The organism is Arsenicicoccus cauae, from assembly GCF_043162025.1.
GTDB lineage: Bacteria > Actinomycetota > Actinomycetes > Actinomycetales > Dermatophilaceae > Arsenicicoccus > Arsenicicoccus cauae.
Window position 1 is genome coordinate 2,730,113 of record NZ_CP171001.1, and the last position, 24,748, is coordinate 2,754,860.

Annotated in this window: 22 protein-coding genes; 8 read left to right on the forward strand and 14 right to left on the reverse strand. The window is 70.9% G+C overall.

Annotated elements, in window-relative coordinates:
- Nucleotides 1-131: 131 nt before the first annotated feature.
- Nucleotides 132-2,471 (forward strand): glycogen debranching protein GlgX, encoded by a 2,340-nt coding sequence (glgX, locus tag ACF3NS_RS12810; RefSeq protein ID WP_289032861.1) that lies wholly within the window; start codon nt 132-134, stop codon nt 2,469-2,471.
- 111 nt (nt 2,472-2,582) lie between these two features.
- Here glgX and ACF3NS_RS12815 read toward each other — a convergent pair whose 3' ends face one another.
- Both ACF3NS_RS12815 and ACF3NS_RS12820 read right to left on the reverse strand, forming a co-directional pair.
- Nucleotides 2,583-3,635 carry a PPK2 family polyphosphate kinase gene (locus ACF3NS_RS12815; RefSeq protein WP_392466470.1) on the reverse strand — a complete coding sequence of 351 codons (1,053 nt, stop codon included), beginning with the start codon at nt 3,633-3,635 and terminating at the stop codon, nt 2,583-2,585.
- Between the two features lie 5 nt (nt 3,636-3,640).
- Nucleotides 3,641-4,876 carry an alpha/beta hydrolase family protein gene (locus ACF3NS_RS12820; RefSeq protein WP_392466472.1) on the reverse strand — a complete coding sequence of 412 codons (1,236 nt, stop codon included), beginning with the start codon at nt 4,874-4,876 and terminating at the stop codon, nt 3,641-3,643.
- Between the two features lie 93 nt (nt 4,877-4,969).
- On the opposite strand from ACF3NS_RS12820, the gene ACF3NS_RS12825 reads away from it, so the two are divergent.
- A complete protein-coding gene (locus tag ACF3NS_RS12825; RefSeq protein WP_288799889.1) occupies nt 4,970-6,031 on the forward strand; it encodes an ATP-dependent DNA ligase in 1,062 nt (353 codons plus the stop codon).
- Between the two features lie 122 nt (nt 6,032-6,153).
- Complete coding sequence (locus ACF3NS_RS12830; protein WP_154591900.1) at nt 6,154-6,432, forward strand: hypothetical protein; 279 nt, start codon at nt 6,154-6,156, stop codon at nt 6,430-6,432.
- A 50-nt stretch (nt 6,433-6,482) separates the two neighbouring features.
- Here the strand turns inward: ACF3NS_RS12830 and ligD are convergent, their stop codons facing one another.
- The gene (gene ligD / locus ACF3NS_RS12835; protein ID WP_392466475.1) at nt 6,483-7,517 is read right to left on the reverse strand and encodes a non-homologous end-joining DNA ligase; all 1,035 of its coding nucleotides are present in this window, start codon (nt 7,515-7,517) and stop codon (nt 6,483-6,485) included.
- A 61-nt stretch (nt 7,518-7,578) separates the two neighbouring features.
- Here ligD and msrB point away from each other — a divergent pair, with 61 nt between their 5' ends.
- A complete protein-coding gene (gene msrB, locus ACF3NS_RS12840; protein WP_154591901.1) occupies nt 7,579-7,989 on the forward strand; it encodes a peptide-methionine (R)-S-oxide reductase MsrB in 411 nt (136 codons plus the stop codon).
- A 286-nt stretch (nt 7,990-8,275) separates the two neighbouring features.
- On the opposite strand, the gene ACF3NS_RS12845 is transcribed toward msrB, so the two are convergent.
- The 11 genes from ACF3NS_RS12845 to uvrC all read right to left on the reverse strand — a co-directional run bounded on the left by ACF3NS_RS12845 (nt 8,276) and on the right by uvrC (nt 19,485).
- Nucleotides 8,276-8,488: a hypothetical protein gene (locus ACF3NS_RS12845; protein WP_392466478.1), complete on the reverse strand. Its 213-nt coding sequence runs from the start codon at nt 8,486-8,488 to the stop codon at nt 8,276-8,278.
- 55 nt (nt 8,489-8,543) lie between these two features.
- Complete coding sequence (locus ACF3NS_RS12850; protein ID WP_154591902.1) at nt 8,544-9,227, reverse strand: GPP34 family phosphoprotein; 684 nt, start codon at nt 9,225-9,227, stop codon at nt 8,544-8,546.
- A gap of 153 nt (nt 9,228-9,380) precedes the next feature.
- Nucleotides 9,381-10,109 (reverse strand): hydrogen peroxide-dependent heme synthase, encoded by a 729-nt coding sequence (gene hemQ / locus ACF3NS_RS12855; protein ID WP_154591903.1) that lies wholly within the window; start codon nt 10,107-10,109, stop codon nt 9,381-9,383.
- A gap of 107 nt (nt 10,110-10,216) precedes the next feature.
- Nucleotides 10,217-11,005 carry a triose-phosphate isomerase gene (tpiA, locus tag ACF3NS_RS12860; RefSeq protein WP_288799747.1) on the reverse strand — a complete coding sequence of 263 codons (789 nt, stop codon included), beginning with the start codon at nt 11,003-11,005 and terminating at the stop codon, nt 10,217-10,219.
- A 102-nt stretch (nt 11,006-11,107) separates the two neighbouring features.
- A complete protein-coding gene (locus ACF3NS_RS12865; RefSeq protein ID WP_288799745.1) occupies nt 11,108-12,304 on the reverse strand; it encodes a phosphoglycerate kinase in 1,197 nt (398 codons plus the stop codon).
- A 17-nt stretch (nt 12,305-12,321) separates the two neighbouring features.
- Nucleotides 12,322-13,323 carry a type I glyceraldehyde-3-phosphate dehydrogenase gene (gene gap / locus ACF3NS_RS12870; protein WP_288799743.1) on the reverse strand — a complete coding sequence of 334 codons (1,002 nt, stop codon included), beginning with the start codon at nt 13,321-13,323 and terminating at the stop codon, nt 12,322-12,324.
- A 141-nt stretch (nt 13,324-13,464) separates the two neighbouring features.
- Nucleotides 13,465-14,445: a DNA-binding protein WhiA gene (whiA, locus tag ACF3NS_RS12875; RefSeq protein WP_154591906.1), complete on the reverse strand. Its 981-nt coding sequence runs from the start codon at nt 14,443-14,445 to the stop codon at nt 13,465-13,467.
- Between the two features lie 79 nt (nt 14,446-14,524).
- Nucleotides 14,525-15,463 carry a uridine diphosphate-N-acetylglucosamine-binding protein YvcK gene (gene yvcK, locus ACF3NS_RS12880; RefSeq protein WP_392466484.1) on the reverse strand — a complete coding sequence of 313 codons (939 nt, stop codon included), beginning with the start codon at nt 15,461-15,463 and terminating at the stop codon, nt 14,525-14,527.
- Entirely contained in the window at nt 15,460-16,335 is an 876-nt protein-coding gene (gene rapZ / locus ACF3NS_RS12885) for an RNase adapter RapZ (RefSeq protein WP_392469132.1), read from the reverse strand. The genes yvcK and rapZ overlap by 4 nt, the downstream gene beginning before the upstream one ends.
- A 122-nt stretch (nt 16,336-16,457) precedes the next feature.
- Nucleotides 16,458-17,432 carry an EamA family transporter gene (locus tag ACF3NS_RS12890; RefSeq protein ID WP_392466486.1) on the reverse strand — a complete coding sequence of 325 codons (975 nt, stop codon included), beginning with the start codon at nt 17,430-17,432 and terminating at the stop codon, nt 16,458-16,460.
- Between the two features lie 40 nt (nt 17,433-17,472).
- Complete coding sequence (uvrC, locus tag ACF3NS_RS12895; RefSeq protein WP_392466489.1) at nt 17,473-19,485, reverse strand: excinuclease ABC subunit UvrC; 2,013 nt, start codon at nt 19,483-19,485, stop codon at nt 17,473-17,475.
- Between the two features lie 388 nt (nt 19,486-19,873).
- Between uvrC and ACF3NS_RS12900 the strand changes: the two genes are divergently transcribed.
- From ACF3NS_RS12900 to ACF3NS_RS12915, 4 genes are all read left to right on the forward strand, one after another.
- Entirely contained in the window at nt 19,874-21,085 is a 1,212-nt protein-coding gene (locus tag ACF3NS_RS12900) for a branched-chain amino acid ABC transporter substrate-binding protein (protein WP_392466490.1), read from the forward strand.
- A 91-nt stretch (nt 21,086-21,176) separates the two neighbouring features.
- Complete coding sequence (locus ACF3NS_RS12905; protein WP_154591909.1) at nt 21,177-22,124, forward strand: branched-chain amino acid ABC transporter permease; 948 nt, start codon at nt 21,177-21,179, stop codon at nt 22,122-22,124.
- Nucleotides 22,121-23,857 carry a branched-chain amino acid ABC transporter permease gene (locus tag ACF3NS_RS12910; protein ID WP_392466493.1) on the forward strand — a complete coding sequence of 579 codons (1,737 nt, stop codon included), beginning with the start codon at nt 22,121-22,123 and terminating at the stop codon, nt 23,855-23,857. The genes ACF3NS_RS12905 and ACF3NS_RS12910 overlap by 4 nt, the downstream gene beginning before the upstream one ends.
- The gene (locus ACF3NS_RS12915; protein ID WP_392466495.1) at nt 23,854-24,747 is read left to right on the forward strand and encodes an ABC transporter ATP-binding protein; all 894 of its coding nucleotides are present in this window, start codon (nt 23,854-23,856) and stop codon (nt 24,745-24,747) included. Before ACF3NS_RS12910 ends, ACF3NS_RS12915 begins: the two co-directional genes overlap by 4 nt.
- Nucleotide 24,748: the final 1 nt, after the last annotated feature.

A 24,748-nucleotide genomic window follows, 5' to 3' on the forward strand; every position in this document is an offset into this window, starting at 1 on the left:
CACGTGGGGCTCGTTGTCGAGACGTGATGTCGTCTCGCCGAGACCCGCAATCCCCCGGGGGGTCTCGTGGACCGCGTAAGGTGACCGGTTGATCGATCCCACCACCACTGCACGCGAGGACGAACCCCTTCATGGAAATCTGGCCCGGCAAGCCGTATCCCCTCGGCGCCACGTTCGACGGCAGCGGCGTGAACTTCGCCGTCTTCTCCGAGGTCGCCGAGCACGTCGAGCTGTGCCTCGTCGACGACGAGGGCGCGGAGCAGCGCGTCTCCCTCACCGAGGTCGACGGCTACGTGTGGCACTGCTACATCCCGCAGATCCAGCCGGGTCAGCGCTACGGATATCGCGTCCACGGCCCCTTCGACCCGGCGAGCGGCCACCGGTGCAACCCGGCCAAGCTGCTGCTCGACCCCTACGCCAAGGCGATCGACGGCCAGATCAGCAACGACGAGGCGCTGTTCTCCTACCGGTTCGACGACCCGTCGGCGTTCAACGACATCGACTCCCTCGGCCATACGATGCTGTCCGTCGTCATCAACCCCTACTTCGACTGGGGCCACGACCGACCGCCGCGCCGGGAGTACCACGACACGATCATCTACGAGGCGCACGTCAAGGGCCTGACGATGACGCACCCCGAGGTGCCCGAGGACATCCGCGGCACGTACGCCGCCATCGCGCACCCGGCCGTGATCACGCACCTCAAGCAGCTCGGCATCACGGCGATCGAGCTGCTCCCGGTGCACCAGTTCATCCAGGACACCTCGCTGCAGGAGAAGGGGCTGCGCAACTACTGGGGCTACAACACCATCGGCTTCCTCGCCCCGCACAACGAGTACGCCTCCTCCGGCACCCGCGGCCAGCAGGTCACGGAGTTCAAGGCCATGGTCAAGGCGCTGCACGAGGCCGACATCGAGGTCATCCTCGACGTCGTCTACAACCACACGGCCGAGGGCAACCACATGGGCCCGACGCTGGCCTTCCGCGGCCTGGACAACAACGCGTACTACCGCCTCGTGAGCGACGACCTCGCGAGCTACTACGACACCACGGGCACCGGCAACTCGCTGCTGATGCGCAACCCGCACGTGCTGCAGCTCATCATGGACTCGCTGCGCTACTGGGTCACCGAGATGCACGTCGACGGCTTCCGGTTCGACCTGGCGGCGACCCTCGCACGTCAGTTCCACGAGGTCGACAAGCTGTCGGCGTTCTTCGACCTGATCCAGCAGGACCCGGTGGTCAGCCAGGTCAAGCTGATCGCCGAGCCGTGGGACGTGGGCGACGGCGGCTACCAGGTCGGCAACTTCCCCCCGCTGTGGACCGAGTGGAACGGCAAGTACCGCGACACCGTCCGCGACTTCTGGCGTGGGGAGCCCTCGACCATCGGCGAGTTCGCCTCGCGCATCACGGGATCCAGCGACCTGTACGCCCACTCGGCCCGCAAGCCGATCGCGTCGATCAACTTCGTCATCGCGCACGACGGCTTCACGCTGCGCGACCTCGTGTCCTACAACGACAAGCACAACGACGCCAACGGCGAGGGCAACAACGACGGCGAGAGCCACAACCGGTCGTGGAACTGCGGGGTCGAGGGCCCGACCGACGACCCCGAGATCAACGCCCTGCGCGCCCAGCAGCAGCGCAACTTCCTCACCACCCTGCTCGTCAGCCAGGGGGTGCCGATGCTGGCCCACGGCGACGAGCTGGGGCGCAGCCAGGGCGGCAACAACAACGGCTACTGCCAGGACAACGAGATCTCCTGGATCGACTGGGACCTCGACGCCGACGACCTCGCGCTTCAGCAGTTCACGGCCAAGCTGACCGCGCTGCGCTCCGCCCACCCCGTGTTCCGGCGCCGTCGGTTCTTCGCCGGCGACGCGGCCCACGGCGGCATGTCCGACCTCGGCGACATCGCCTGGTTCACCGCCCACGGCACGCAGATGTCCGACCAGGACTGGGAGTCCGGCTACGCCAAGACGCTGAGCGTCTTCCTCAACGGTCACGCCATCGCCGCCCCGGACCAGCGCGGGCGCATGGTCGTCGACGACGACTTCCTGCTGCTGTTCAACGCCCACCACGACCACATCGACTTCACGATGCCGCCGGAGGACTACGGCACCGAGTGGACCGTGGTGCTCGACACCGCCGACCCGGAGCTGACCGAGCCCCGCGTCTGGGCGGCCCGCAGCGTCAACCGCGTCCCGGCTCGCTCGGTGGTGGTCCTGCGGTCCGAGCAGCCGGCCGAGCAGGCCTCCCCCGGGCTGGCGTCGCCGCTCACCGCCAAGACCGGTGCCGGCATCACGGGGCCGGTCACGACCGACCCCGCCGCCCGCCCGGCCCCCACCGAGCCGGTGACGCACCAGCACCAGGACAAGGACGACAGCGCCGACAGCGGTGCGGACGACCAGGCCGGCGGGTCGAGCGGCGGCAAGGCCCAGCCCGCGACCAAGGCGGACGGCGAGGGCTGAGTCCCGCTCCGCACCCCGTTCGCGCAGCGGGCCCGCCTCGTCCTGGACGAGGCGGGCCCGCTCGTATGCCGGACGCTGGGCACCCGACGTGGGCGCCGGGTGCCGCGAGACTCAGGTCTGGGCGAGGCGCTCCTGCTCGGTCGCCACGTCGAAGGTCGCCGCCGGCCACTCCAGGTCCAGCCCCCGCAGGTGCTCGAGCAGGATCTGCTGGACCGCGAGCCGGGCGTACCACTTGCGGTCCGCCGGGACGACGTGCCAGGGCGCGCCCTTGGTGCTCGTCTTGGCCAGCACCGCCTGGTAGGCCTCCATGTAGTCGTCCCAGCGTCCCCGCTCGGCGATGTCGCCCGGGTTGTACTTGTAGTACTTGTCCGGACGGGCCAGGCGCTCCTCGAGGCGCGACCGCTGCTCGTCGGAGGAGATGTGCAGCATCACCTTGACGACGGTGATCCCCCGCGCCAGGGCGGCCCGCTCGAAGGCGTTGATCTGGGCGTAGCGCCGCATCCACTCGGCGCGCGGCACCAGCTCGTTGACCCGGACGACCAGCACGTCCTCGTACTGCGACCGGTCGAACACCCCGAGCTGACCGGGGTCGGGCAGCGCCCGCTCGATGCGCCACAGGAAGGCGTGGGCGCGCTCCTCGGGCGTAGGCGCCTTGAAGGCGGTGTACTTGACGCCGCCCGGGTCGGTCGCGCCGACCACGTGGCGCATGATGCCGCCCTTGCCGGAGGTGTCCATGCCCTGCACGAGCAGCAGGACCGACGGTCCGTCGCCGTCCTTGCCGTTCGCCCAGAGGCGCTCCTGCAGGTCGGACAGCTCGGTCTGGCCCTCCACGAGGTCCATCGCGGCCGACTTCTTGTCGCCGGAGTAGCCCGGAGTGGACCGGGTGTCCACGTCCGCGAGCACGAATCCCCGCCCCACGCGCAGGGCCTCGCTGAACGTGAAGTCCGGGTCGCCGAAGGCGAGCGGCGCCGTGACCACCTCCGAGGCGCCGTCCTTCGACGTCTTGCCGCGGTCCTTCTTCGACGCCTTCTTGGACGCCTTCTGGTCGTCCTTGTGCGCCTTCGCCTCGTCGGTCGCGGCTGCGCTGCCCTCGTCCCGGACGAGCGTCTCGACGGCCTCGTCGGCGCGGTCGGCGGCCTTCTTCTTCTTGGAGGTCTTTGCCATGCGGCTTATGGTCGCACCCCCGGCGCAGGTGGGGCCGCACCTCGGCCCACGAAGCCCTCGACGAGTTGCTCCCACCGCTGCTGGTCGACGTTCCACTCCTTGCAGTGCCGGGCGACCTGCCAGGTCTCCAGCTGGACGAGGTCGGGCCGCGCCGCGGCCAGGTCGAGCGAGCGCTGGGCGGGCACGAACTCGTCGTCGAGCGAGTGCATCAGCAGGATGGGGTGACGCAGCTCGTCGGCCCGCCGCACGAAGTCGGTGGCCGCCAGGTCGATCACCGACTCGATCCCCACCAGGTGCCGTCCGGGAGGCACGCCGAGCAGCCGCATGCTCAGCGTGGTGAGCTGCCCGGGCACCCGCATCGCGCGCGCGTGGTGGTGCAGGACGTCCGGCCAGTCGACGACCGGCCCGTCCAGGACCACCTGCGAGATGCGGTCCCCGTGCGTGGAGTTGATGAGGGTCTGCAGCACGATCGCCCCGCCCATCGACCACCCGACGAGGACGACGTCTCGGGCGCCGTGCTCCAGGGCGTAGGCGACGGCAGCGTCCACGTCACGCCACTCGGACAGCCCGAGGCCGTACAACCCGTCGTTGCTGGCGGGGGCGACCTGGTCGTTGCGGTAGGACGGGGTGAGGCAGGTCAGGCCGGCGCGGTGCAGGGCGGCGATCCCACGCACGGTCTCCTCCCGGCCCGCGCCGCGACCGTGCACGAGCACGGCCCACCGGCTTCCGTCGACGCGGCCGCCCGGCGGCGGGACCAGCCAGGACGGCAGCGGACCGACCTCGCCGGGGACGTCCACGTCGCGCGTCGGGAGGCCCAGCGCGCCGTCGGGTCGCAGGGCGTAGTAGTAGGAGTGGAACCGGGCCGGTCCGGCGTGCAGCCGCCCGAGGTCGACGCCGTGCAGCCGCCGGGTGATGGTGCCCTGCCCCGGGTGGTCGGCCAGGATCCGGCCGAACCTCACGTGAGACTGCCCGCCATCCAGGAACAGGCCGTACTTGCCGGGCACCACGGTCTCGGCCGTGCGGCTCAGCGTGATGCTCCGCTCGTCGAAGGACACCACCTCGGTGTCGTCGGGGCGTCTGCGTTCCGGCGTCACGACCTTCTTGGCGAGGTAGACCGCGGCGCTCAGCCAGCCCGTCGCGGCTCCGACCGCCCCGACACCGCCGGCCACGGCTGCCGCCACCGCCCGAGGGTGCGCGCGCAGCACACCGGCGGGCCCCCCTGCCCTGTCGCGCGTGCTCACCCGCCCATCGTGACATCCGAGGGCGCGCGGGTGGGTCAGGTGGCGCGAGCGTGGCGCGGCATACGGCCCTCGACGAGGGACACAATGGGCCGTATGACGCTGCCCATCGCCACCCCGGTCTCCCCCATGCTGGCCAAGGCCGTCCCGACGGTCCCGGCCGCGGACTCCGTCCCGGGTGGGCTGTCCTACGAGCCGAAGTGGGACGGCTTCCGCTGCATCGTGATCCGCGACGGCGACGAGATCGAGCTGGCGAGCCGCGGCTCCAAGCCGCTCACGCGGTACTTCCCCGAGGTCGTCGAGCGGGTGCGCGAGCACCTGCCCCCTCGCTGCGTGGTCGACGCCGAGATCGTGGTCCGCGCGGGTGCCGCCGGCGCCGAGCACCTGGACTGGGACCTGCTCTCCCAGCGGATCCACCCGGCGGCCTCCCGCGTCGCCAAGCTCTCTGCGGAGACGCCGGCCGAGCTCATCTGCTTCGACCTGCTGGCCGACGACGACCGGGACCACACGGATCGACCCTTCCGCGAGCGCCGTGCAGCCCTGGAGTCCCTGCTCGCGGACGTCTCGCCCGCGTCGGGCATCCACCTGACCCGGGTCACCCGAGACCCGGAGCTGGCGCAGTCGTGGTTCGAGGACTTCGAGGGGGCGGGGCTCGACGGGGTGGTCGCCAAGCCGCTGGACGGGACCTACGAGCAGGGTCGGCGCACCATGCTCAAGGTCAAGCACAAGCGGACCGCGGAGGCGGTCGTGGTGGGCTACCGGGTCCACAAGAGCGGCCAGGGGGTCGGGTCGCTGCTGCTCGGGCTCGTGGACGAGGGAGGGCGGATCGTCAACGTCGGTGGCATCGCGGCGTTCACGGCCGCGCGGCGGCTCGAGCTCGTCGAGGAGCTCGAGCCCTATGTCATGCGGGAGGAGGACGGCTCGGTGGTCGCGGCGGAGACGGACCGGTCGCGGTTCAGCTCGTCCAAGGACGTGTCCTACGTGCCGCTGCGACCCGAGCGGGTCGTGGAGGTCGCCTTCGACCAGCTCGAGAAGTCCCGGTTCCGGCACGCCGTGACCTTCCTGCGCTGGCGTCCCGACCGCGAGCCGATGTCCTGCACGCTGGCCCAGGTCAGCCGGGCCCCGAGCTATGACCTCGGTCGCGTCCTGGTCGAGTAGCCCACGACAGCGTGTCGCGCCGAGTGACCGTCCGTCACCGGCTCACTCTGCATGCAGGTGAATCCCCTGATCGTTCCCTGGTGTGGTCCCGACCTGCGGATATGCCGTGTGACAGTGAAGTCATGACCACGCCAGCCGCCACCTGGGCCAGCCGCGACCTCCCGGTGCTCCGCGCCGTGGAGCAGCTGGACCTGCTCGGCGGTCCCACCCACGAGCTGTCCGAGGTCGTGGCCCGCACCGGCCTGCGCGGCGACGAGGTGGTCGCGGCCCTCGAGACGCTGCAGGCTCTGCGGGCGGTCCGGGTCGAGGTCCTCGACGGTCGGCGGACCCGCGTCGGCAACGTCACCGCCATCGGCGCCGCCATGCTGGCGATGCAGGCCGAGAACGACCTGGCCTGCTGATCCGCCTCGCCTGCTGATCCCCGGCCTCGTGCCCGGCGCGACGGCTCCCCTCATGCGTCGTCGACCTTGCGGGCCCGGGACGGCTGCACCCGCGGCGGCTCGCCCGCCATCTTCGGATAGTCCGGGGGGAAGTTGAGCTCCCCGAGCCCGCGCTCGTCCACGTCCCGCTGCCACCACTGCAACGCGGTGTCCACCCGTGCCCGGGCGTCGTCGAAGCCCGCCCAGGGGTCGTCCTCGGCGGCGACGATCTCGGGCGTCGTCCGCACGGTGTAGTCGCCGGGGGCGATGTCCCCGAGGACCTCCCAGGCGATCGGCATACTGACGGGCGCACCCGGCAGGGGGCGCGGGCTGTAGGCACCGGCCAGGGTGCGGTCACGACAGGCCTGGTTGAAGTCCGCGAAGATCCGCTCGCCCCGCAGCTCCTTCCACCAGGCCGTGGTCACCAGGTCCGGGACGCGGCGCTCGAGCTCACGGGCGATGGCGATCACCGCGTGGCGCACCTCGAGGAACTCGTGCGCCGGCTCGATCGGGGCGAAGACGTGGAGCCCGCGGTTGCCGCTCGTCTTGACGTAGGGGGTCAGGCCCGCCTCCTGCATGACCTCCCGCAGCACCCCCGCGGCCTCGACGGCCTCGGCGAAACCGGTGCCCGGCTGCGGGTCGAGGTCGATCCGCAGCTCGTCGGGGTCGTCGGTGTCCGAGGTGGTGACGGGCCAGGGGTGGAAGGTGACGGTGTTCATCTGCACGGCCCACACGGCGGTCGCCACCTCGTCGACGACGAGCTGCGGGTGCGTGCGACCGGAGGGATAGGTGCACACCACGGTGCGGGCGTAGTCGGGGACGCCACGGGGCGGGTTCTTGGAGTAGAACTCCTCCCCCGTGATCCCCTCGGGGAAGCGCTGCAGGGTCACGGGCCGGTCCGCGAGCCGGGCCACGAGCCGGTCCCCCACCGCCACGACGTAGCGGGCGAGGTCCTCCTTGGTGATCCCGTCGTCAGGCCACATGACCCGGTCCGGGCTCGAGACCCGCACCTGCCGGGTCGCGCCGTCCGGACCCGGGACCTCGATCGAGATGGCCTTGCTCGCCACGACGTGCTCCTGTCGGCCTGGTGAGCGGAATCTGCCGCGACCCCGCGAGGTTGGACCCAGTATGACCCAGCGCGAGTACCCCGTGACCAAGTCCGACGAGCAGTGGCGTGCCTCGCTGACGCCCGCCGAGTATGCCGTCCTGCGCCAGGCCGGCACCGAGCGACCCTTCGTCGGCGAGTACACCGACACGACCACCGAGGGCGTCTACAGCTGTCGCGCATGCGGCGCCGAGCTGTTCACGCACACCGAGAAGTTCTCCTCGCACTGCGGGTGGCCGTCCTTCTACGCCCCCTCCGAGGCCGACAACGTCGAGCTGCGCGAGGACCGGTCGCTGGGCATGGTGCGGGTCGAGGTGCTGTGCGCGCAGTGCGGCTCGCACCTGGGCCACGTCTTCGAGGGCGAGGGCTACCCGACGCCGACCGACCAGCGCTACTGCATCAACTCCGTCTCGATGCGACTCTCCCCCCGCTGACCCGCCGGGGGCCGGGGCATCGACCGGCCTTCGTCCCCCAGGCTGATGTTCCTAGGGCCGGCTGATCTCGCGGTCGTGCCCGTATGCCGACCCCCGATCCCCCTCGCGGCAGCTCAGGAGCTGTCTCATTGCCGCGCCCAGCCCGGTGTCCCTGCTCTGGGCCACGTTCTCCACCAGGTCGGCCAGACCGATGCCCTGGTCGTTCAGGGTGTGGTCATCCTCCGGTCGGAGGAGTCTCGGGGGTGAACGCGGCATCGGGCAGCATCGGGCGTGACATGGTGCCCCATCAGGAGTGGGCGATCTCGTGGCGGCGCGCGGTCGACCAGGACTCGCCGTCCTGGTCGGCACTCGTGGGGTGCACGCCGAGCTCGGACGGGCCGGTGCGATAGATCGGCCAGTCGTCGACCCCGACGCTGGGCAGCTGCGGCACGTCGCTCGGGAACGCGCGGGTCGCCTCGGGGTCGTCGGAGTAGATGAGGGTGTGCACCGCGGTGATCATGGCGCGAGCCCAGCCATCGCTTGCGGGGGGCCGCTGATCCTGCTCCGCCCCGAGATCAGCTGGAACCGCTCGTGGAGGAGACGGTCGCCGCCGTGATCGCCGCGATCATCCCGGCGTTGGCCGACTGGACCGCCCGGGCAACGCCGTCGGCACCGGGGCCGGCAGACTCCGCGACGGCCTTGATGCCTCGCTTGAGGTCACCCTTGTCCAGGCCGACCTCGTCGGGGTGGAAGACCTTGGTGCCGAGCTCCAGGCCGTGGACCAGCCCGACCAGCGCGTGCTGCTCGACCGTCGGTGAGGCGCCGCGCAACACCGCGACCAGCCCGCGGCGCAGCTCGGCCTCGCGGCTCACGTCCACGATCGGGTAGCGCTGCGGCTTGAGACCGAGCATGCCGCCCTCCTCGACCCGCACCACCCCGCGTCGGGCGAGGTAGTCCCCGACCTCGCGCTCGAGCTTGCGGGCTGCTCCGGGGATGACGGACGAGAGCCGCTTGCCGTCCTTGTGCCCGAACCTGCGCAGCCCCTCGTCGAGGAGCTCGTCGCCCGTCACGCTGGTGTCCAGGACACGGAGCTTCTTGCCGTCGTCGCTCACGCCGAGGCGACCGGCCGCGACGAGGTCGGAGAGCAGGGCGCCGGCCAGACCGTAGCCCGTCTGCTGCCCCATCGACACAGGCTTGCCATCGTCCTTGAGGACGAGCAGGAAGAGCGAGGTGGTCGTGCTGGGCTGGTTCGTCGTCATGCCCACGAACCTAGGGCGGGGCGCGGGGCGGGGCATCCCTCGGGAGGATGGTTCGCGTCGGCATACCTCCTCCTCCGGGAGGACGAGATCGACCGGCCTTGGTCTCATCGGCCTGGGGGACGAAGGCCGGTCGATGCCCCTACCCCCGGTAGGTCATGGAAGGTCGGCGACGAGCTGGTCGAGGTCGACGCGCGGGCCGGTGAAGAACGGCACCTCCTCGCGCGTGTGCCGCCGCGCAGCCGCCCCCCGCAGGTGCCGCATGAGGTCGACGATCCGGTGCAGGTCGTCGGCCTCGAAGGCCAGCAGCCACTCGTAGTCGCCGAGGGCGAAGCTCGCCACCGTGTTGGCCCGTACGTCGGGGTAGTCGCGGGCCATCCGGCCGTGCTCGACGAGCAGGTCGCGGCGCTCCTCGTCGGCAAGGAGGTACCACTCGTAGGACCGCACGAAGGGGTAGACGCACACGTAGGCGCGCGGCGTCTCGTCGGCCATGAACGCCGGGATGTGGCTCTTGTTGAACTCCGCCGGGCGGTGGATCGCGACATTGGACCACACCGGGTCGCACGCCCGGCCCAGCCCCGTGCGCCGGAAGGCGTGGTAGGCCCGCTGCACCGCCTCGACGGACTCGCCGTGCCACCACACCATGAAGTCCGCGTCGGCCCGCAGCCCGGCCACGTCGTAGATCCCGCGCACCGTGACCTGTCCGTCGGCGGCGAGCTGGTCGAAGAACGCCTGCGCCTCGGCGAGCAGCCCCTCGCGCTCCGCCTCGTCCCCCACGGAGTCGGTCACCTGGAAGACGGACCACATGGTGTAGCGGATCGAGTCGTTGATCGCGCGGACCTCGGCGGGGGACGGACGGCGGTGCTGCTGGGGCTTGAGACTCATGCCCGCATCATCCCACCTGCGCGCTGCCCAGAGCACACGCCAGGCAGCACGCGGCCCCGGGCCGGTCAGCGTCAGGCGACCGGCCCGGGGCCGCGGGATACGTGCGGTCAGGCGTTGTGGGCCTGGTAGCGCACGATCTTGGCGAACTCCTCCGGGTCCAGCGAGGCCCCGCCGACGAGGGCGCCGTCGACGTCCTCCTCGGCCATGATCTGGGCGACGTTGCCGGACTTGACCGAGCCGCCATAGAGGATGCGGACACCGTCGGCCAGCTCGGCGGAGTAGAGCTCGGCGAGCTTGCCGCGGATCGCGCCGCAGACCTCCTGCGCGTCCTCGGGGGTCGCGACCTCGCCGGTGCCGATGGCCCAGATGGGCTCGTAGGCGATGACGATGCTCCTGGCCTGGTCCTCGGGCAGCCCGTCGAGGTCGGCCTCGATCTGGGCGAGCACGTGCTCGACCTGACGCCCCTCCTTGCGGACGTCGAGGGCCTCGCCGCAGCACAGGATCGGCGTCAGGCCGTGCCGGTAGGCCGCCTTGACCTTGGCATTGAGCAGCTCGTCGGTCTCGCCGTGGCCCTCGCGCCGCTCGCTGTGACCGACCGCCACGTAGGTGCAGCCGAGCTTGGCGAGGAAGGCGCCGGAGATGTCACCGGTGTAGGCGCCGGAGTCGTGCTGCGAGAGGTCCTGGGCGCCGTACTTGAGCTCGAGCTTGTCGCCCTCGACCAGGGTCTGCACCGAGCGCAGGTCGGTGAACGGCGCCAGCACCGCGACCTCGACCGCGGCGTAGTCGTGCTTGGCGTCGCGCAGGGTCCAGTCGAGCTTTTGCACGAGGTGCGTGGCCTGCAGGTGGTCCTGGTTCATCTTCCAGTTGCCGGCCATCAACGGCGTGCGGGATGCCATGTGCGTCTCCTTGTGAGTCAAGAGTTTTCAGTCGTATGACGAGAAGGCGGCCCCGCCACCCGGGTCGGGTTCACGGGGCCGCCTCGTGTCGTGCAGCCGGCGTCAGCCGAGGATGGAGATGCCCGGGAGGTCCTTGCCCTCGAGGTACTCCAGGCTCGCGCCGCCACCGGTGGAGATGTGACCGAACTGGTCGTCGGAGAAGCCCAGCTGGCGCACGGCGGCGGCGGAGTCGCCACCACCGACGACGGTCAGCGCGCCCTTGGCGGTCGCGTCGACCAGGGCCTGGGCCACCGCCTTGGTGCCGGCGGCGTACGGCGCCATCTCGAAGGCCCCCATGGGGCCGTTCCAGAAGACGGTCCTGGCGTCGGCGACCTTGGAGGCGTAGAGCTCCGCGGACCTCGGCCCGATGTCCAGGCCCATCTGGTCTGCCGGGATCGCATCGGCAGCCACCGTGGTGACCTCGCCCTCGGCGCTGAACTCTGCGTTGCAGACCACGTCGACCGGCAGGACGATCTCGACGCCGGACTCCTCGGCCCGGTCGAGGTAGCCCTTGCAGGTCTCGACGTTGTCCTCGTCGAGCAGGCTCTTGCCCACCTCGTGGCCCTGGGCCTTGAGGAAGGTGAAGGCCATGCCGCCCCCGATGAGGAGGCGATCGGCCTTGCCGAGGAGGTTGTCGATGACGGCGAGCTTGTCGGCGACCTTGGCGCCGCCGAGGACCACGGCATACGGCCGCTCGGGGTCCTCGGTGAGGCGCTCGAGCACGTCGACCTCGGTCTTGACCAGACCGCCCATGGCGGCGGGCAGGATCTGCGCGACGTCGTAGACGGACGCCTGCTTGCGGTGCACGACGCCGAAGCCGTCGGACACGTAGGCGTCCGCGAGCGACGCGAGCTCCTTGGCGAAGGCCTGACGCTCGGACTCGTCCTTGCTCGTCTCGCCGGGGTTGAACCGGAGGTTCTCCAGGAGTGCCACCTGGCCGTCCTGCAGTCCCTCGACCGTGGCCTTGGCGGACTCCCCCACCGTGTCGGTGGCGAAGGCGACGTCCTGGCCGAGCAGCTCGCCCAGGCGGGAGACCACGGGCCTCAGCGAGTACTTGTCCTCCGGCGCGCCCTTGGGGCGACCGAGGTGGGCGACGACGACGACGCGCGCACCCTGCTCGGTCAGCTCCTGGATGGTGGGCACGGACGCGCGGACCCGGCCGTCGTCGGTGATGCGGTCACCGTCGAGCGGCACGTTGAGGTCCGAGCGGACGAGGACTCGCTTGCCGCGCAGGTCACCCAGGTCGGCAATGGTCTTCATCGGCTGTCCCCGATCGCTCAGAGCTTGGAGCCGACGAGGGCCGTGAGGTCCACGAGGCGGTTGGAGTAGCCCCACTCGTTGTCGTACCAGCCGACGACCTTGACCTGGTTGCCGATGACCTTGGTCAGCTGGGCGTCGAAGACGCAGGAGGCCGGGTCCGTCTCGATGTCCTTGGAGACGATCTCGTCCTCGGTGTAGACGAGCTTGCCCTTCATGGCGCCCTCGGCGGCCGCCTTGACGATCGCGTTGACCTCCTCGACCGTGGTCTCGCGCGAGGCCTCGAAGGTGAGGTCGGTGGCGGAGCCGGTCGGGGTCGGCACGCGCATGGCGTAGCCGTCGAGCTTGCCCTTGAGCTCGGGCAGGACGAGGGCGACGGCCTTGGCGGCACCGGTGGTGGTGGGGACCATGTTGAGGGCGGCGGCGCGGCTGCGGCGCAGGTCCTTGTGCGGACCGTCCTGGAGGTTCTGGTCCTGGGTGTAGGCGTGGATCGTGGTCATCAGACCCTTGACGATGCCCAGGCCGTCGTTGAGCGCCTTGGCCATGGGGGCGAGGCAGTTCGTGGTGCACGAGGCGTTGGAGATGATCGTCTGGGAGCCGTCGTACTGGTCGTCGTTGACGCCCATGACGATGGTGATGTCCTCGTTCTTCGCCGGGGCGGAGATGATGACCTTCTTGGCGCCGGCGTCGATGTGCGCCTTGGCCTTGGTGGCGTCGGTGAAGAAGCCGGTGGACTCCACGACGATGTCGACGGCGTTGTCCTTCCACGGCAGGGCGGCGGGGTCCTTCTCGGCGAAGGCCAGGATCTTCTTGCCGTCCACGGTGATGGACTCGTCGTCGTAGGTGACCTCGCCGGGGAAGCGGCCGAGGATCGAGTCGTACTTCAGCAGGTGGGCCAGCGTCTTGTTGTCGGTGAGGTCGTTGACCGCAACGACCTCGATGTCGGCACCGGAAGCCACCACGGCGCGGAAGAAGTTGCGGCCGATGCGGCCGAAGCCATTGATCCCAACGCGAACAGTCACGTCTTGAGCCTTCCTAGAGGGTCTTCGTCTTGGCGTTGTCCACCCTAGTCGGAAGTGGTGCGCGGCGCGTTGTCGGGCCGTGACCGGTCCGAGATGTGGGAGGGTCGGTCCGCTCTGCGGACCGACGGCGTCACGGACTACTCAGAGGTCGAGCATGTCGGGCGTCAGGTTGGCCTCGGTCCCGGGTATGCCGAGGTCCTGGGCGCGCTTGTCGGCCATCGCCAGCAGGCGCCGGATCCGCCCCGCGACCGCGTCCTTGGTCATCGGGGGCTGCGCGAGCTGGCCGAGCTCCTCGAGGCTGGCCTGCTTGTGCTGGAGTCGCAGCGTGCCGGCCTGACGCAGGTGGTCGGGCACCTCCTCGCCGAGGATCTCCAGGGCGCGCTCCACCCGCGAGCCCGCCGCGACGGCGGCCCGGGCCGAGCGCCGCAGGTTGGCGTCGTCGAAGTTGGCGAGGCGGTTGGCGGTGGCGCGGACCTCGCGACGCATCCGCCGCTCCTCCCAGGCCAGCACCGCGTCGTGGGCGCCCATGCGCGTGAGGACCTGGCTGATGGCGTCCCCGTCGCGGATGACGACACGGTCGATGCCCCGCACCTCCCGCGCCTTGGCCGCGATCGAGAACCGCCGGGCCGCGCCCACGAGGGCGAGGGCGGCCTCGGGGCCAGGGCAGGTGACCTCGAGGGCCGAGGACCGGCCAGGCTCGGTGAGCGAGCCGTGGGCGAGGAAGGCCCCGCGCCACGCGGCGACCGCGTCGTCGGTGGCGCCCGAGACGACCTTGGGCGGCAGACCGCGCACGGGGCGACCGCGCGGGTCGATCAGGCCGGTCTGGCGCGCGAGCGCCTCGCCGTCCTGGACGACGCGCACGACGTAGCGGCTGCCCTTGCGCAGGCCCCCGGCGGACAGCACCCCGATCTCGCTGGTGTAGCCGTAGACGTCGGCGACGTCCTTGACCAGGCGCCTCGCGACGGAGCCGGTGTCGAGCTCGGCCTCCACCACGATGCGTCCACCGACGATGTGCAGGCCACCGCTGAACCGGAGGATGGCGGAGACCTCAGCCTTGCGGCACGAGGGCTTGGTGATCTGGAGCCGGCTGAGCTCGTCCTTGACCATGGCCGTCATCGACATGGGATCCATCCTGACAGTAGGCCGCACGGTGCGTGGGCGAATTCGGCACGTTTCGTACAAATGCGACAGCGCAGTGTAGTCAGCTCATGATGTCACGGTAGGCGGCGGCGAGACGTAGCGAGTCGTGCTGGCCCGGGCTCCCGGCGGTCGCCACCTTGGCCACGACCAGCTCGGCACCGAGCTGCTGCGCCGCCTGGCGCAGGGCCTGCTCGTCGGCGACCACGGACGGGTCCGCCAGCACGACGTCCAGCCGCAGCTCCGGCGCGTGCGCCGCCAGCACCTCGAGGTGGCGCTCGGCGGTGAAGCCGGAGGTCTCGGACGTGTCCAGCTCGAGGTTGAGGTTGAGCAGGCGGCGCGCCGGGGTGCGCACCAGGGCCGCGCGCAGCTCCGGGACCAGCAGGTGCGGGATGACGGACGTGAACCACGACCCCGGTCCCAGCACGACCCACCCGGCCTCGTCGATGGCCTGCACCGCCTCGGGACTGGCGGGCGGCTCCTGCGGGACGACGGCGATCGACGCGACCTGGCCCGGGGTCTTGGCGACCGACGCCTGCCCCGTCACGGTGCTGAGCGCCTCGGGGTCGCCCGGGTCCAGCCCCCGCACCACCGCCTCGATCGTCAGGGGCACCGCGGCCATGGGCAGGACCCGCCCGCGGGCGCTCAGCAGCCGACCGACCATGTCGAGGCCACGCACCGTGTCGCCGTAGTGCTCCCACAGCGACAGGATCAGCAGGTTGCCGAGGCTGTGGCCGCCGAGCGGCCCCTCCCCCGCGAACCGGTGCTGCAGCACCGCCGCCCACGTGGTGCCCCACTCGTCGTCGTTGCAGAGCGCCGCCAGCGCCATACGGAGGTCGCCCGGTGGGAGGACGTCGAACTCCGCCCGCAGCCGACCCGAGGAGCCACCGTCGTCGGCCACGGTCACGACCGCGGTGATCTGGTCGCTGACCAGCCGCAGGGCGGACAGCGTCGCCGCCAGCCCGTGGCCTCCCCCCAGCGCCACGACCCGGGGCCGACTCACTCGCGCCCCAGGTCTCGGTGGACGGTGATCGTGCCGACCTCGGGCCCGGAGAGCTCGCGCGACAGGCGCTCGGCGACGGCCACGGACCGGTGCTTGCCGCCCGTGCACCCCACGGCCAGCGTCACGTAGCGGCGCCCCTCGCGGACGTAGCCGCTGATCATCGCGTCCATCATCGCCACGGCGCGCTCCACGAACTCATCGGCGCCCAGCGCGTCGAAGACGAAGCCGGCGACCTCCGGGTCACGCCCGGTCTTGCTGCGCAGCTCGGGCACCCAGAAGGGGTTGGGGAGGAAGCGCATGTCGAGGACGATGTCGGCGTCCAGGGGTATGCCGTACTTGAAGCCGAAGGACATGACCGCCACCCGCAGGCGCGGGCCCCGCTCGGAGTCGAAGATCTGGGCCATCTTGGCCGAGAACTGGTGGACGTTGAAGCCGCTCGTGTCGACGATCGTGTCGGCCACCGAGCGGATGTCACCCAGCCTGCGCCGCTCCTCCTGGATGGCCTCCAGCAGCCCCCCGTCCCCCTGCAGGGGATGGGGTCGGCGCACGCTCTCGAAGCGCCGCACCAGCGTCTCGTCGGTCGCGTCCAAGAAGACCACGCGCGGCTGCCACCCCAGGTCACGCAGCTCCTGCAGCGCCTCCGACAGCGACTCGAACATGTCGCGCGACCGGACGTCCACCACCGCCGCGACGCGCAGCACCTCCGGCTGCTTGTCCCGCAGCAGGGTCGCCATCGGCGCCAGCATCTGCGGCGGCAGGTTGTCCGTGACGTACCACCCGGTGTCCTGCAGGACGTTCGAGGCCGTGGACCGCCCCGCGCCGGACAGGCCGGTGACCACGACGAACTCGTGGCGGCGCGAGACGAGCGGCATGTCCGCGGTGTCGGGGTCACCCGACCGTCGGGAGGGTTCGCCCGGGCGGGTGTCGGACTCACGCTGCTCGGTCGGCTCGGCCACGGGTGGGCTCCTTGTCGGGTGGGCGGGTGGCCGTCAGTCTAGCCAGCGACGGCGCCTCGTCCTGGCGCTGTCGTCGTCACCAGACCGGCCAGGAGCAGGGCCAGCACGGCGATGACGACGACGGCGCCCGGCTCGGCCAGGGACAGGGTGGTGGCGGTGCTGGCACCGACGCTCGCCAGGCCGCGGCCGAGCAGGACGTACCCGAGGAACATCGGGACCACGGCGAGATGGGTGACGACGGCCAGGTTGACGCGCGTGGCCAGGATGCCGGACCCGGTGAGCACCAGGACCGGCATCAGCAGCACCCCGCCGAGGCCGAAGACGGCGCCCATCGCGGCGCGGGTCGGGATGCCGGTCCGGATGACCCGGACAGCACCCCAGGAGTCGAGGGCGTAGGTCGCCCCGCCGAGCAGGCCGAGGCCGATGCTGGCGACGTGGCCCCACCCGTCGACCGCGGCGGCACCTGCTCCCACGGGGCCTCCTCCTGCCGGGCCGGCGTGCGAGAAGGCCAGAGCGGTGACGCCCAGGAGGCCGAGGGCGGTCCCGACGGCCCACCGGCGGGAGAGGGGCGTGCCGTCCACGGCTCGGTCGACGAGCGCAGCGACGAGCGCAGCGGCGGGCGGTGCGGAGCCGATGGTGACGACGGTGCCGACGGCGACGCCACTGAGGCGCATCGAGGAGTAGAAGGCGAGGGGGAACACCGCCACGGCCGCCGCGGAGAGGGCCACGGCCGGCCCCTGCGCGCGCAGCGCCACCCGGTGACGACGGAGCTGCTGCACCTCCTCCTTGTGCCGCCGGACCTGCTCGCGCCCGGGAGCTCCGCTCGGCAGCTCCGCCGCTGCGTTGAGCAGACCGCACCCTCGGAAGCCGTGGACGTATGCGGCGTTGGCGTGGTCGGCATACGCGTCGAAGACCGCCGCCACGCCCGCCCGGCCGGAGCCGTCACCGGCGGCCCGCCTCGCCTCGTAGAGGCCGAGCCACTCCTCGTGGCGCTCCTGGAGGTAGGCGAGCACGAGCTCGTCCTTGGACGAGAAGTTGTTGTAACGCGGCCTACTAGAGCACCTCCCCGGTCGTGAGGTTGACCCCCGGCTCCGCCTGCTCGCCCGCCAGCCTGGCGTGCACGACCTCGGCCAGCGCCGGACCGATGCCCTGCACCTCCTGGAGCTCCTCGACCGTGGCGCCGCGCAGGCGCTTGACCGACCCGAAGGTCCGCAGCAGGGCCTTCTTGCGGGCCTCGCCGAGCCCGGGGATGCCGTCGAGCGCGCTCGTCGTCATTGCCTTGGAGCGCCGCTGCCGGTGGAAGGTGATCGCGAAGCGATGGGCCTCGTCGCGCAGGCGCTGCAGCAGGTAGAGACCCTCGCTGGAGCGCGGCAGGATCACCGGGAAGTCCTGGTGCGGGATCCACACCTCCTCGAGACGCTTGGCCAGCCCCACCAGGGCCACGTCGTCGATGCCGAGCTCGTCGAGCACCCGCTGGGCGGCGTTGACCTGCGGTAGCCCACCGTCGACCACGACGAGCTGCGGGGCATAGGCGAACCGGCGCGGCCTGCCCGTCTCGGGATCGATGCCCGCGGGCGTGTCGGGCAGGTCGGCGGACGCCCCCGCCGTGGCGGTCGGAGCCTCCTCGGTGGCGGTCTCCCCCTGCGCCTCGGCCTGGGCCAGGTGCCGACGGAACCTCCGCAGGAGGACCTCACGCATCGCAGCGGTGTCGTCGACGGCGGGACCCGCCGCCTCGTCGCCCCGCACGATGAAGCGGCGGTACTCCCCCTTGCGGGGCAGCCCGTCCTCGAAGACCACCATCGAGGCCACGACATTGGTCCCCTGCACGTGGGACACGTCGTAGCACTCGATCCGCAGGGGCGCCTCGTCGAGCTCGAGCGCGTCCTGCAGCTCCTGCAGCGCCTGGCTGCGCGCCGTGAGGTCGCCCGCCCGCGTCACCTTGTGCCGCGCCAGGGCCTGGTCGGCGTTGCGGCGCACCGTCTCCATGAGCTGGCGCTTGTCGCCCCGCTGCGGCACGCGCACCTCGACCCGGGCGTGGCGCAGCTCGCTCAGCCACTGCTCGACCGCCTCGGCATCCTCGGGCAGCACGGGGACCAGGACCTCGCGCGGCACGCCCTCGCTGCTCTCGCCGCCGTAGACCTGCTGCAGCAGCCGCTCCATGAGCAGGGGCAGGGAGGCGACATCCTCGGACTCGCGCTCCACCACCCAGCCCCGCTGGCCGCGGATGCGGCCGCCGCGCACGTGGAAGACCTGCACCGCGGCCTCGAGCTCGTCGTCGGACACGGCGAAGACGTCCGCGTCCGTGGCGTCGCCGAGCACCACCGCGGACTTCTCCAGGGCCTTGGTCATCGCCCCGAGGTTGTCCCGCAGGACGGCGGCGCGCTCGAACTCCAGCGCGGAGGACGCGGCCTGCATCTCGCGCTCGACCCGGCGCACGAAGCGGGTGGTGCTGCCCGCCATGAACTCGCAGAACTCCTCGGCGATCTCGCGGTGCTCCTCGGGCGTCACCCGCCCGACGCAGGGCGCCGAGCACTTGTCGATGTACCCGAGCAGGCAGGGTCGACCGACCTGGGCGGCCCGCTTGAACACGCCGGAGCTGCACGTCCTCACCGGAAAGACCTTGAGGAGCAGGTCGAGGGTCTCGCGGATCGCCCAGGCGTGGCCGTACGGCCCGAAGTAGCGCGTCCCCTTGCGCTTGGCCCCCCGCATGACCTGGGCGCGGGGGAACTCCTCGCCCATCGTGACCGCGAGGTAGGGGTAGGACTTGTCGTCGCGGTACCTCACGTTGAACCGCGGGTCGAACTCCTTGATCCAGGAGTACTCCAGCTGCAACGCCTCGACCTCGGTCTTGACGACGGTCCACTCGACCGACGCCCCGGTCGTGACCATGCGTCGCGTGCGGGGGTGCAGGGCACCGACGTCCTGGAAGTAGGAGCTCAGCCGGGAGCGCAGCGACTTCGCCTTGCCGACGTAGATGACCCGGCCTTCCTTGTCGCGGAAGCGGTAGACGCCCGGGTCGACCGGGATCTCTCCCGGGCGGGGTCGGTAGGACGAGGGATCAGCCACCCGACAACCCTATGCCGGTGCACCGACACACCCGGGACGGCGTCCGCGAGCGGGAGCCACCCCCGTCGTCATCCGTTCGGCTCAAACGACCCGAGTGCCGTGCGAGTGCGTCCGGGTTTGCCGCGAGCGGTCGCTTGGCGGCGATGAACGGTCACCCAGGACCCGCCCCCGGCGCCAGCCGGGCGGCATACGGAAGCAAACACGACCAAACGCTCGGGGTAACAGGCCAAGTCACTGGTAACAGGCAGGTCACAGTCACGCTCCGGCATCGACCGGACCCTGGTAGGACCTGGCCGGTAGCCCTATTGTCAGCCGCACTTCAAGCGGCGTCGACCATGACACCGCTCCCCCACACCCTCTGGGAGGAAACGTGCAGCAGCGTTCCTGGATGACCCTCGGTGCCACCGCGCTGGCGGCATCCCTCGCACTGTCGGCCTGCGGCTCGCGGGAGGCGTCCACGTCCAACAGCGGCTCGTCGGGCTCCGGCGCGGCCGCCACCAAGACCGTCAAGATCGGCGTCATCGCCCCCGTCTCGGGCGACCTGTCGGCGCTGGGTCTCGGCATCCAGCACTCCGTCGAGCTCGCCGCCAAGAAGGCCAACGAGAGCAACGCCGTCCCCGGCTGGAAGTTCGAGGTCGTGACCAAGGACGACGAGGCCAAGCCCGACGTCGCCAAGAACGCCGCCACCGCGATCGCCGCAGACAAGGACGTCCTGGGGGTCGTGGGGACGCTCAACTCCTCGACCTCGCAGTCGGTCCAGCCGGTGCTCTCGACCGCCAAGATCGTCCAGATCTCGCCGGCCAACACCAACCCCTCGCTGACCCGCGGCGCCAAGTTCGCCGACGCCCCGCAGCGGATGTACCCCTCGTACTTCCGCACCTGCACCACCGACTCGGTGCAGGGCCCGTTCGCGGCCAAGTACCTCCTCGAGCAGGGCATCAAGCAGGTCGCCACCATCCACGACAAGAAGACCTACGGCCAGGGCCTGGTCGAGGCCTTCACCGCGGAGTTCAAGAAGGGCGGCGGCACCGTGGTGGCCGCCGAGACCATCAACCCGGACGACTCCAACTACGGCCCGGTCATCTCCAAGATCAAGCCGTCCGCGCCCAAGGCGATCTACTACGGCGGCGAGTACCCCCAGGCCGGCCCGCTCTCGCAGCAGGCCAAGTCGGCGGGGCTCGCGGTCCCGGTGATGGGTGGGGACGGCATCTTCGCCGCCGACTTCATCAAGCTGGCCGGCGCCACCGCCACCGGTGACCTCGCCACCTCCGTCGGCGCCCCGACCGACACGCTCGAGAAGGGCAAGACCTTCCTGGCGGACTACAAGACGGCCGGCTACAAGGAGCCCTCCGAGGCCTACGGCGCGTACTCCTACGACGCGGCGAACGTCATCATCGAGGGCGCGAAGACGGCCCTCAAGGACGCCAAGACCGTCGAGGACGCCCGCGCCAAGATGGCCGACGCGGTCGGCAAGGTCGCGATCGAGGGAGTCACCGGCAAGGTCGAGTTCGACGAGTACGGCGACACCAAGACGCGCACCCTGACGGCGTACAAGGTCGAGGGCGGCAAGTGGGTCGCCGCCAAGACCGGCACGGCCTGATCGCCAGGTCGCCGGACGAGCTCCATCGGAGGCGGGGAGGCCAACCCTCCCCGCCTCCCACCCCTGTCATCACTCGATCGAAGGTGCCCGCATGCATTTCCTGCAGTACCTGGTGGACGGAGTGACCCTCGGTTCCCTCTACGCCCTGATCGCCGTCGGCTACACCGTCGTCTACGGCATCGTCCAGCTCATCAACTTCGCTCACGGCGAGGTCTTCATGATCGGCGCGTTCGGCGCCATGTCGACCTACCTGCTGCTCTTCAAGGGTCAGACCTCGATCTGGATCCTGCCCGTCCTGATCCTCGGCGCCATCCTCGCCTCGGTCGTGACGGCGGTCCTCATGGAGAGGGTGGCGTACCGGCCGCTGCGCAACGCGCCACGGCTCGCACCCCTCATCACCGCCATCGGCATCTCGGTCCTTCTGCAGGAGGCCGTGCGCCTCTTCTACGACCGGCCCGGCCTGTTCGTCGACTGGAACCCGCTCGAGTTCCCCAGCGCCAAGTCCAAGATCTCCTTCCCGCAGATCGAGGGCGTGACCGGGGCGGCCTGGAGCGTCGGCGGCGTGAGCCTGGCCCGGCCGGCGCTGTTCACGATCGCCTCCCTCCTGGTGTCCGCCGCCTTCCTGTGGTGGTTCGTCAACCGCACCCGGACCGGCCGCGGCATGCAGGCCGTGTCCCAGGACCCCGACACCGCCCGACTCATGGGCGTCGACGTCGACCGCATCATCGTCGTGTCCTTCGCCCTCGGCGCCGCGCTGGCTGCCATCGCCGGTGTCGCGCAGGGCCTGCAGGACGGGACCATCGGCTTCCGCATGGGCTTCCTCTACGGCCTCAAGGCGTTCACCGCCGCGGTGCTCGGGGGCATCGGCAACATCCAGGGCGCCGTCGTCGGCGGCATCGCCCTCGGGATCGTCGAGGCCTTCGCCACCAACCTGTTCCCCTCCGACTGGAAGGACGTGTGGGCCTTCGGGCTCCTCATCGTGTTCCTCGTCTTTCGCCCCCAGGGCATCATGGGCGCTCGGGTGGTGGACCGGGCATGAGCACCGTCACCACTTCGTCGAGCGACTCCCGTATGCCGCGTCGCGGGGCCGCCGCGGACCAGGCCCCCCTCGAGCCCCGGCTGACCCGCGCCTGGCTGCTGGGCATCGTCGGCTCGCTCCTGCTGATCGCCAGCGCGTTCCTCCCGTGGACCTACGACCCGGCCCTGCTGGGCAACGTCACGATCGTCGGCTACCCCGCACCGGTGCAGCTCATGGCGATCGCCCTCGGGCTGCTCGCGTTGTTCATGACGTTGGTCCGCAAGGGTCCGCTGGCCCGCCTGGGCCGGCACCTCGGGTCGCCGTCCGGGCTCAAGCGCCTCGGCATCGGCTCGCTGGTCTTCATGCTGCTGGTGCTGGTGGGGGTCGCTACCTCGGACCCCGCGCTGGTCGCTGCGGCCGACCCCGGTCTGTGGATCGGCATCGTGGGGGCCCTCCTCGTCGCCGCCGCCGGCTTCCTGCTGCCCGTGCGCAAGGTCCGCTCCGAGCCGCACCAGCGGTTCGCGGGGTGGGTCGAGATCTTGATCATCGTGGCGCTCGTCGCGCTGGTGCTGTTCGGCGCCGCCTACGGCCTCGGCATCGAGGACGCCTGGGTGTTCGTGCTCTTCCTGACCTTCGTCTTCGCGATGGGGGCGGGCCTGGTCGGGGGCGGGTTCTTCGACTGGTTGTCCGTCGTCGCCGCCCACCACAGCCGGGTGCTGCTCCTGGCGACCTTCCTGGCGGCGTTCGCCTTCCCGTTCACCCAGGGCGGGTCCAACGCCAATATGTCCATCGCGACGCAGGTCATCATCTTCGCCGCCACGGCGATCGGCCTCAACATCGTGGTCGGCCTGGCGGGCCTGCTCGACCTCGGCTACATCGCCTTCCTCGGGGCGGGTGCCTACGTGGCGGCGACCATGTCGGAGTCGACCTTCGCGACGATCGGGTGGCACCCGCCGTTCCTCGTCGTGGTGCTGATCGGCGCCTGCTTCTCGGCCGTCCTCGGCCTGATCATCGGCTCGCCGACGCTGCGCGTGTCCGGTGACTACCTGGCGATCGTGACGCTGGCCTTCGGCGAGATCTTCCGCCTGGCCATGAACAACCTCGACGGCGCCCACGGGCCCAACATCACCCGGGGCCCCAACGGGATCCCCGCCATCCCCGACCTGGAGTTCTACGGCTTCAACTTCGGGGACACGCACAACCTGCTCGGCGTCGACATCCCCCGGTTCGCCAACTACTACTTCCTGCTGCTGCTGCTGCTCGGCCTGATCACCCTGGTGTTCAGCCGCCTCAACGACAGCCGCATCGGGCGTGGCTGGATCGCGATCCGCGAGGACGAGAAGGCTGCCGAGGCCATGGGCGTCAACGTGTTCGGGCTCAAGCTGCTGGCCTTCGCCGGCGGCGCCTTCCTCGCCGGCCTCGCCGGCACGGTCAAGGCCCACCACGACCAGTCCGTCACCCCGGACCAGTACCAGTTCCTGGAGTCCGCCTTCCTGCTCGCCGCCGTGGTCCTCGGCGGCATGGGCACCATCGGCGGCGTCCTGCTCGGCGCCGTGGTGCTCAAGCTGCTGCCCGAGAAGCTCCGGTTCTTCAGCGAGTACCGCCTCCTGATGTTCGGTCTCCTGCTCGTGCTGATGATGCGCTTCCGGCCCGAGGGCCTGGTCGCCAACAAGCGTCGTCAGCTGGAGTTCCACGAGGACGACGAAGAGCTGGCGGACGAGATCGAGCACGTCCACGTGGAGAAGGTGTCATGAGCACGCGAGTCGACGAGCGTCCGGGCGGCCAGCCCTCGGGCGCGCCCAGCCCCGGCGGGGCCGTCCTGCTGGAGGCCCGAGGCGTCACCATGCGCTTCGGTGGCCTCACGGCCGTCAACCAGGTCGACATGGTCGTCCACGAGGGCGAGATCATGGGTCTGATCGGCCCCAACGGCGCCGGCAAGACGACCTTCTTCAACTGCCTCACCGGGCTCTACAAGCCCACGGAGGGACGGGTCGCCCTGGCGGGCAAGGAGATCCCGCCCAGGCCCGGCCTGGTCGTCAAGGAGGGGATGGCCCGCACCTTCCAGAACATCCGTCTCTTCGGCAACATGACCGCCCTCGAGAACGTCATGGTGGGTCGCTTCTGCCGCACCTCGGCCGGCCCGCTCACCTCCATCGTGCGCGGCCCGAAGTACCGCCGCGAGGAGCGCGAGACGCGCGAGCGAGCCCAGGAGCTCCTGGAGTTCGTGGGGCTGGGGGGCTCGACCGAGCTGCTGGCCCGCAACCTGCCGTATGGCGACCAGCGCCGCCTCGAGATCGCCAGGGCCCTGGCCACGGACCCCAAGGTGGTGCTGCTCGACGAGCCGACGGCCGGCATGAACCCCCGCGAGACCGAGCAGGCCCAGGAGCTCATCTTCCGCATCCGCGACAACGGCATGGCGGTCGTGGTGATCGAGCACGACATGCGCTTCATCTTCACGCTCTGCGACCGGGTGCTGTGCCTGGTGCGGGGCGAGGCGCTGGTCGAGGGCGCACCCTCGGTCGTCCAGTCCGACCCCCGGGTCATCGAGGCCTACATCGGGAGCCCGGACGTCGACGAGTCGGACGAGGAGCTCGACGCCGAGATCGGCAGCGAGCTGCACACCCAGAGGGAGGAAGGCCGATGAG

What these genes read in the sequence shown, in the direction of transcription:
- glgX (WP_289032861.1), top strand. Translation starts at nt 132, where the DNA reads ATGGAAATCTGGCCCGGCAAGCCGTATCCCCTCGGCGCCACGTTCGAC.
- ACF3NS_RS12815 (WP_392466470.1), bottom strand. Translation starts at nt 3,635, where the DNA reads ATGGCAAAGACCTCCAAGAAGAAGAAGGCCGCCGACCGCGCCGACGAG.
- ACF3NS_RS12825 (WP_288799889.1), top strand. Translation starts at nt 4,970, where the DNA reads ATGACGCTGCCCATCGCCACCCCGGTCTCCCCCATGCTGGCCAAGGCC.
- ACF3NS_RS12830 (WP_154591900.1), top strand. Translation starts at nt 6,154, where the DNA reads ATGACCACGCCAGCCGCCACCTGGGCCAGCCGCGACCTCCCGGTGCTC.
- msrB (WP_154591901.1), top strand. Translation starts at nt 7,579, where the DNA reads ATGACCCAGCGCGAGTACCCCGTGACCAAGTCCGACGAGCAGTGGCGT.
- ACF3NS_RS12845 (WP_392466478.1), bottom strand. Translation starts at nt 8,488, where the DNA reads ATGATCACCGCGGTGCACACCCTCATCTACTCCGACGACCCCGAGGCG.
- ACF3NS_RS12850 (WP_154591902.1), bottom strand. Translation starts at nt 9,227, where the DNA reads ATGACGACGAACCAGCCCAGCACGACCACCTCGCTCTTCCTGCTCGTC.
- hemQ (WP_154591903.1), bottom strand. Translation starts at nt 10,109, where the DNA reads ATGAGTCTCAAGCCCCAGCAGCACCGCCGTCCGTCCCCCGCCGAGGTC.
- tpiA (WP_288799747.1), bottom strand. Translation starts at nt 11,005, where the DNA reads ATGGCATCCCGCACGCCGTTGATGGCCGGCAACTGGAAGATGAACCAG.
- ACF3NS_RS12865 (WP_288799745.1), bottom strand. Translation starts at nt 12,304, where the DNA reads ATGAAGACCATTGCCGACCTGGGTGACCTGCGCGGCAAGCGAGTCCTC.
- whiA (WP_154591906.1), bottom strand. Translation starts at nt 14,445, where the DNA reads ATGTCGATGACGGCCATGGTCAAGGACGAGCTCAGCCGGCTCCAGATC.
- rapZ (WP_392469132.1), bottom strand. Translation starts at nt 16,335, where the DNA reads ATGCCGCTCGTCTCGCGCCGCCACGAGTTCGTCGTGGTCACCGGCCTG.
- ACF3NS_RS12900 (WP_392466490.1), top strand. Translation starts at nt 19,874, where the DNA reads ATGACCCTCGGTGCCACCGCGCTGGCGGCATCCCTCGCACTGTCGGCC.
- ACF3NS_RS12905 (WP_154591909.1), top strand. Translation starts at nt 21,177, where the DNA reads ATGCATTTCCTGCAGTACCTGGTGGACGGAGTGACCCTCGGTTCCCTC.
- ACF3NS_RS12910 (WP_392466493.1), top strand. Translation starts at nt 22,121, where the DNA reads ATGAGCACCGTCACCACTTCGTCGAGCGACTCCCGTATGCCGCGTCGC.
- ACF3NS_RS12915 (WP_392466495.1), top strand. Translation starts at nt 23,854, where the DNA reads ATGAGCACGCGAGTCGACGAGCGTCCGGGCGGCCAGCCCTCGGGCGCG.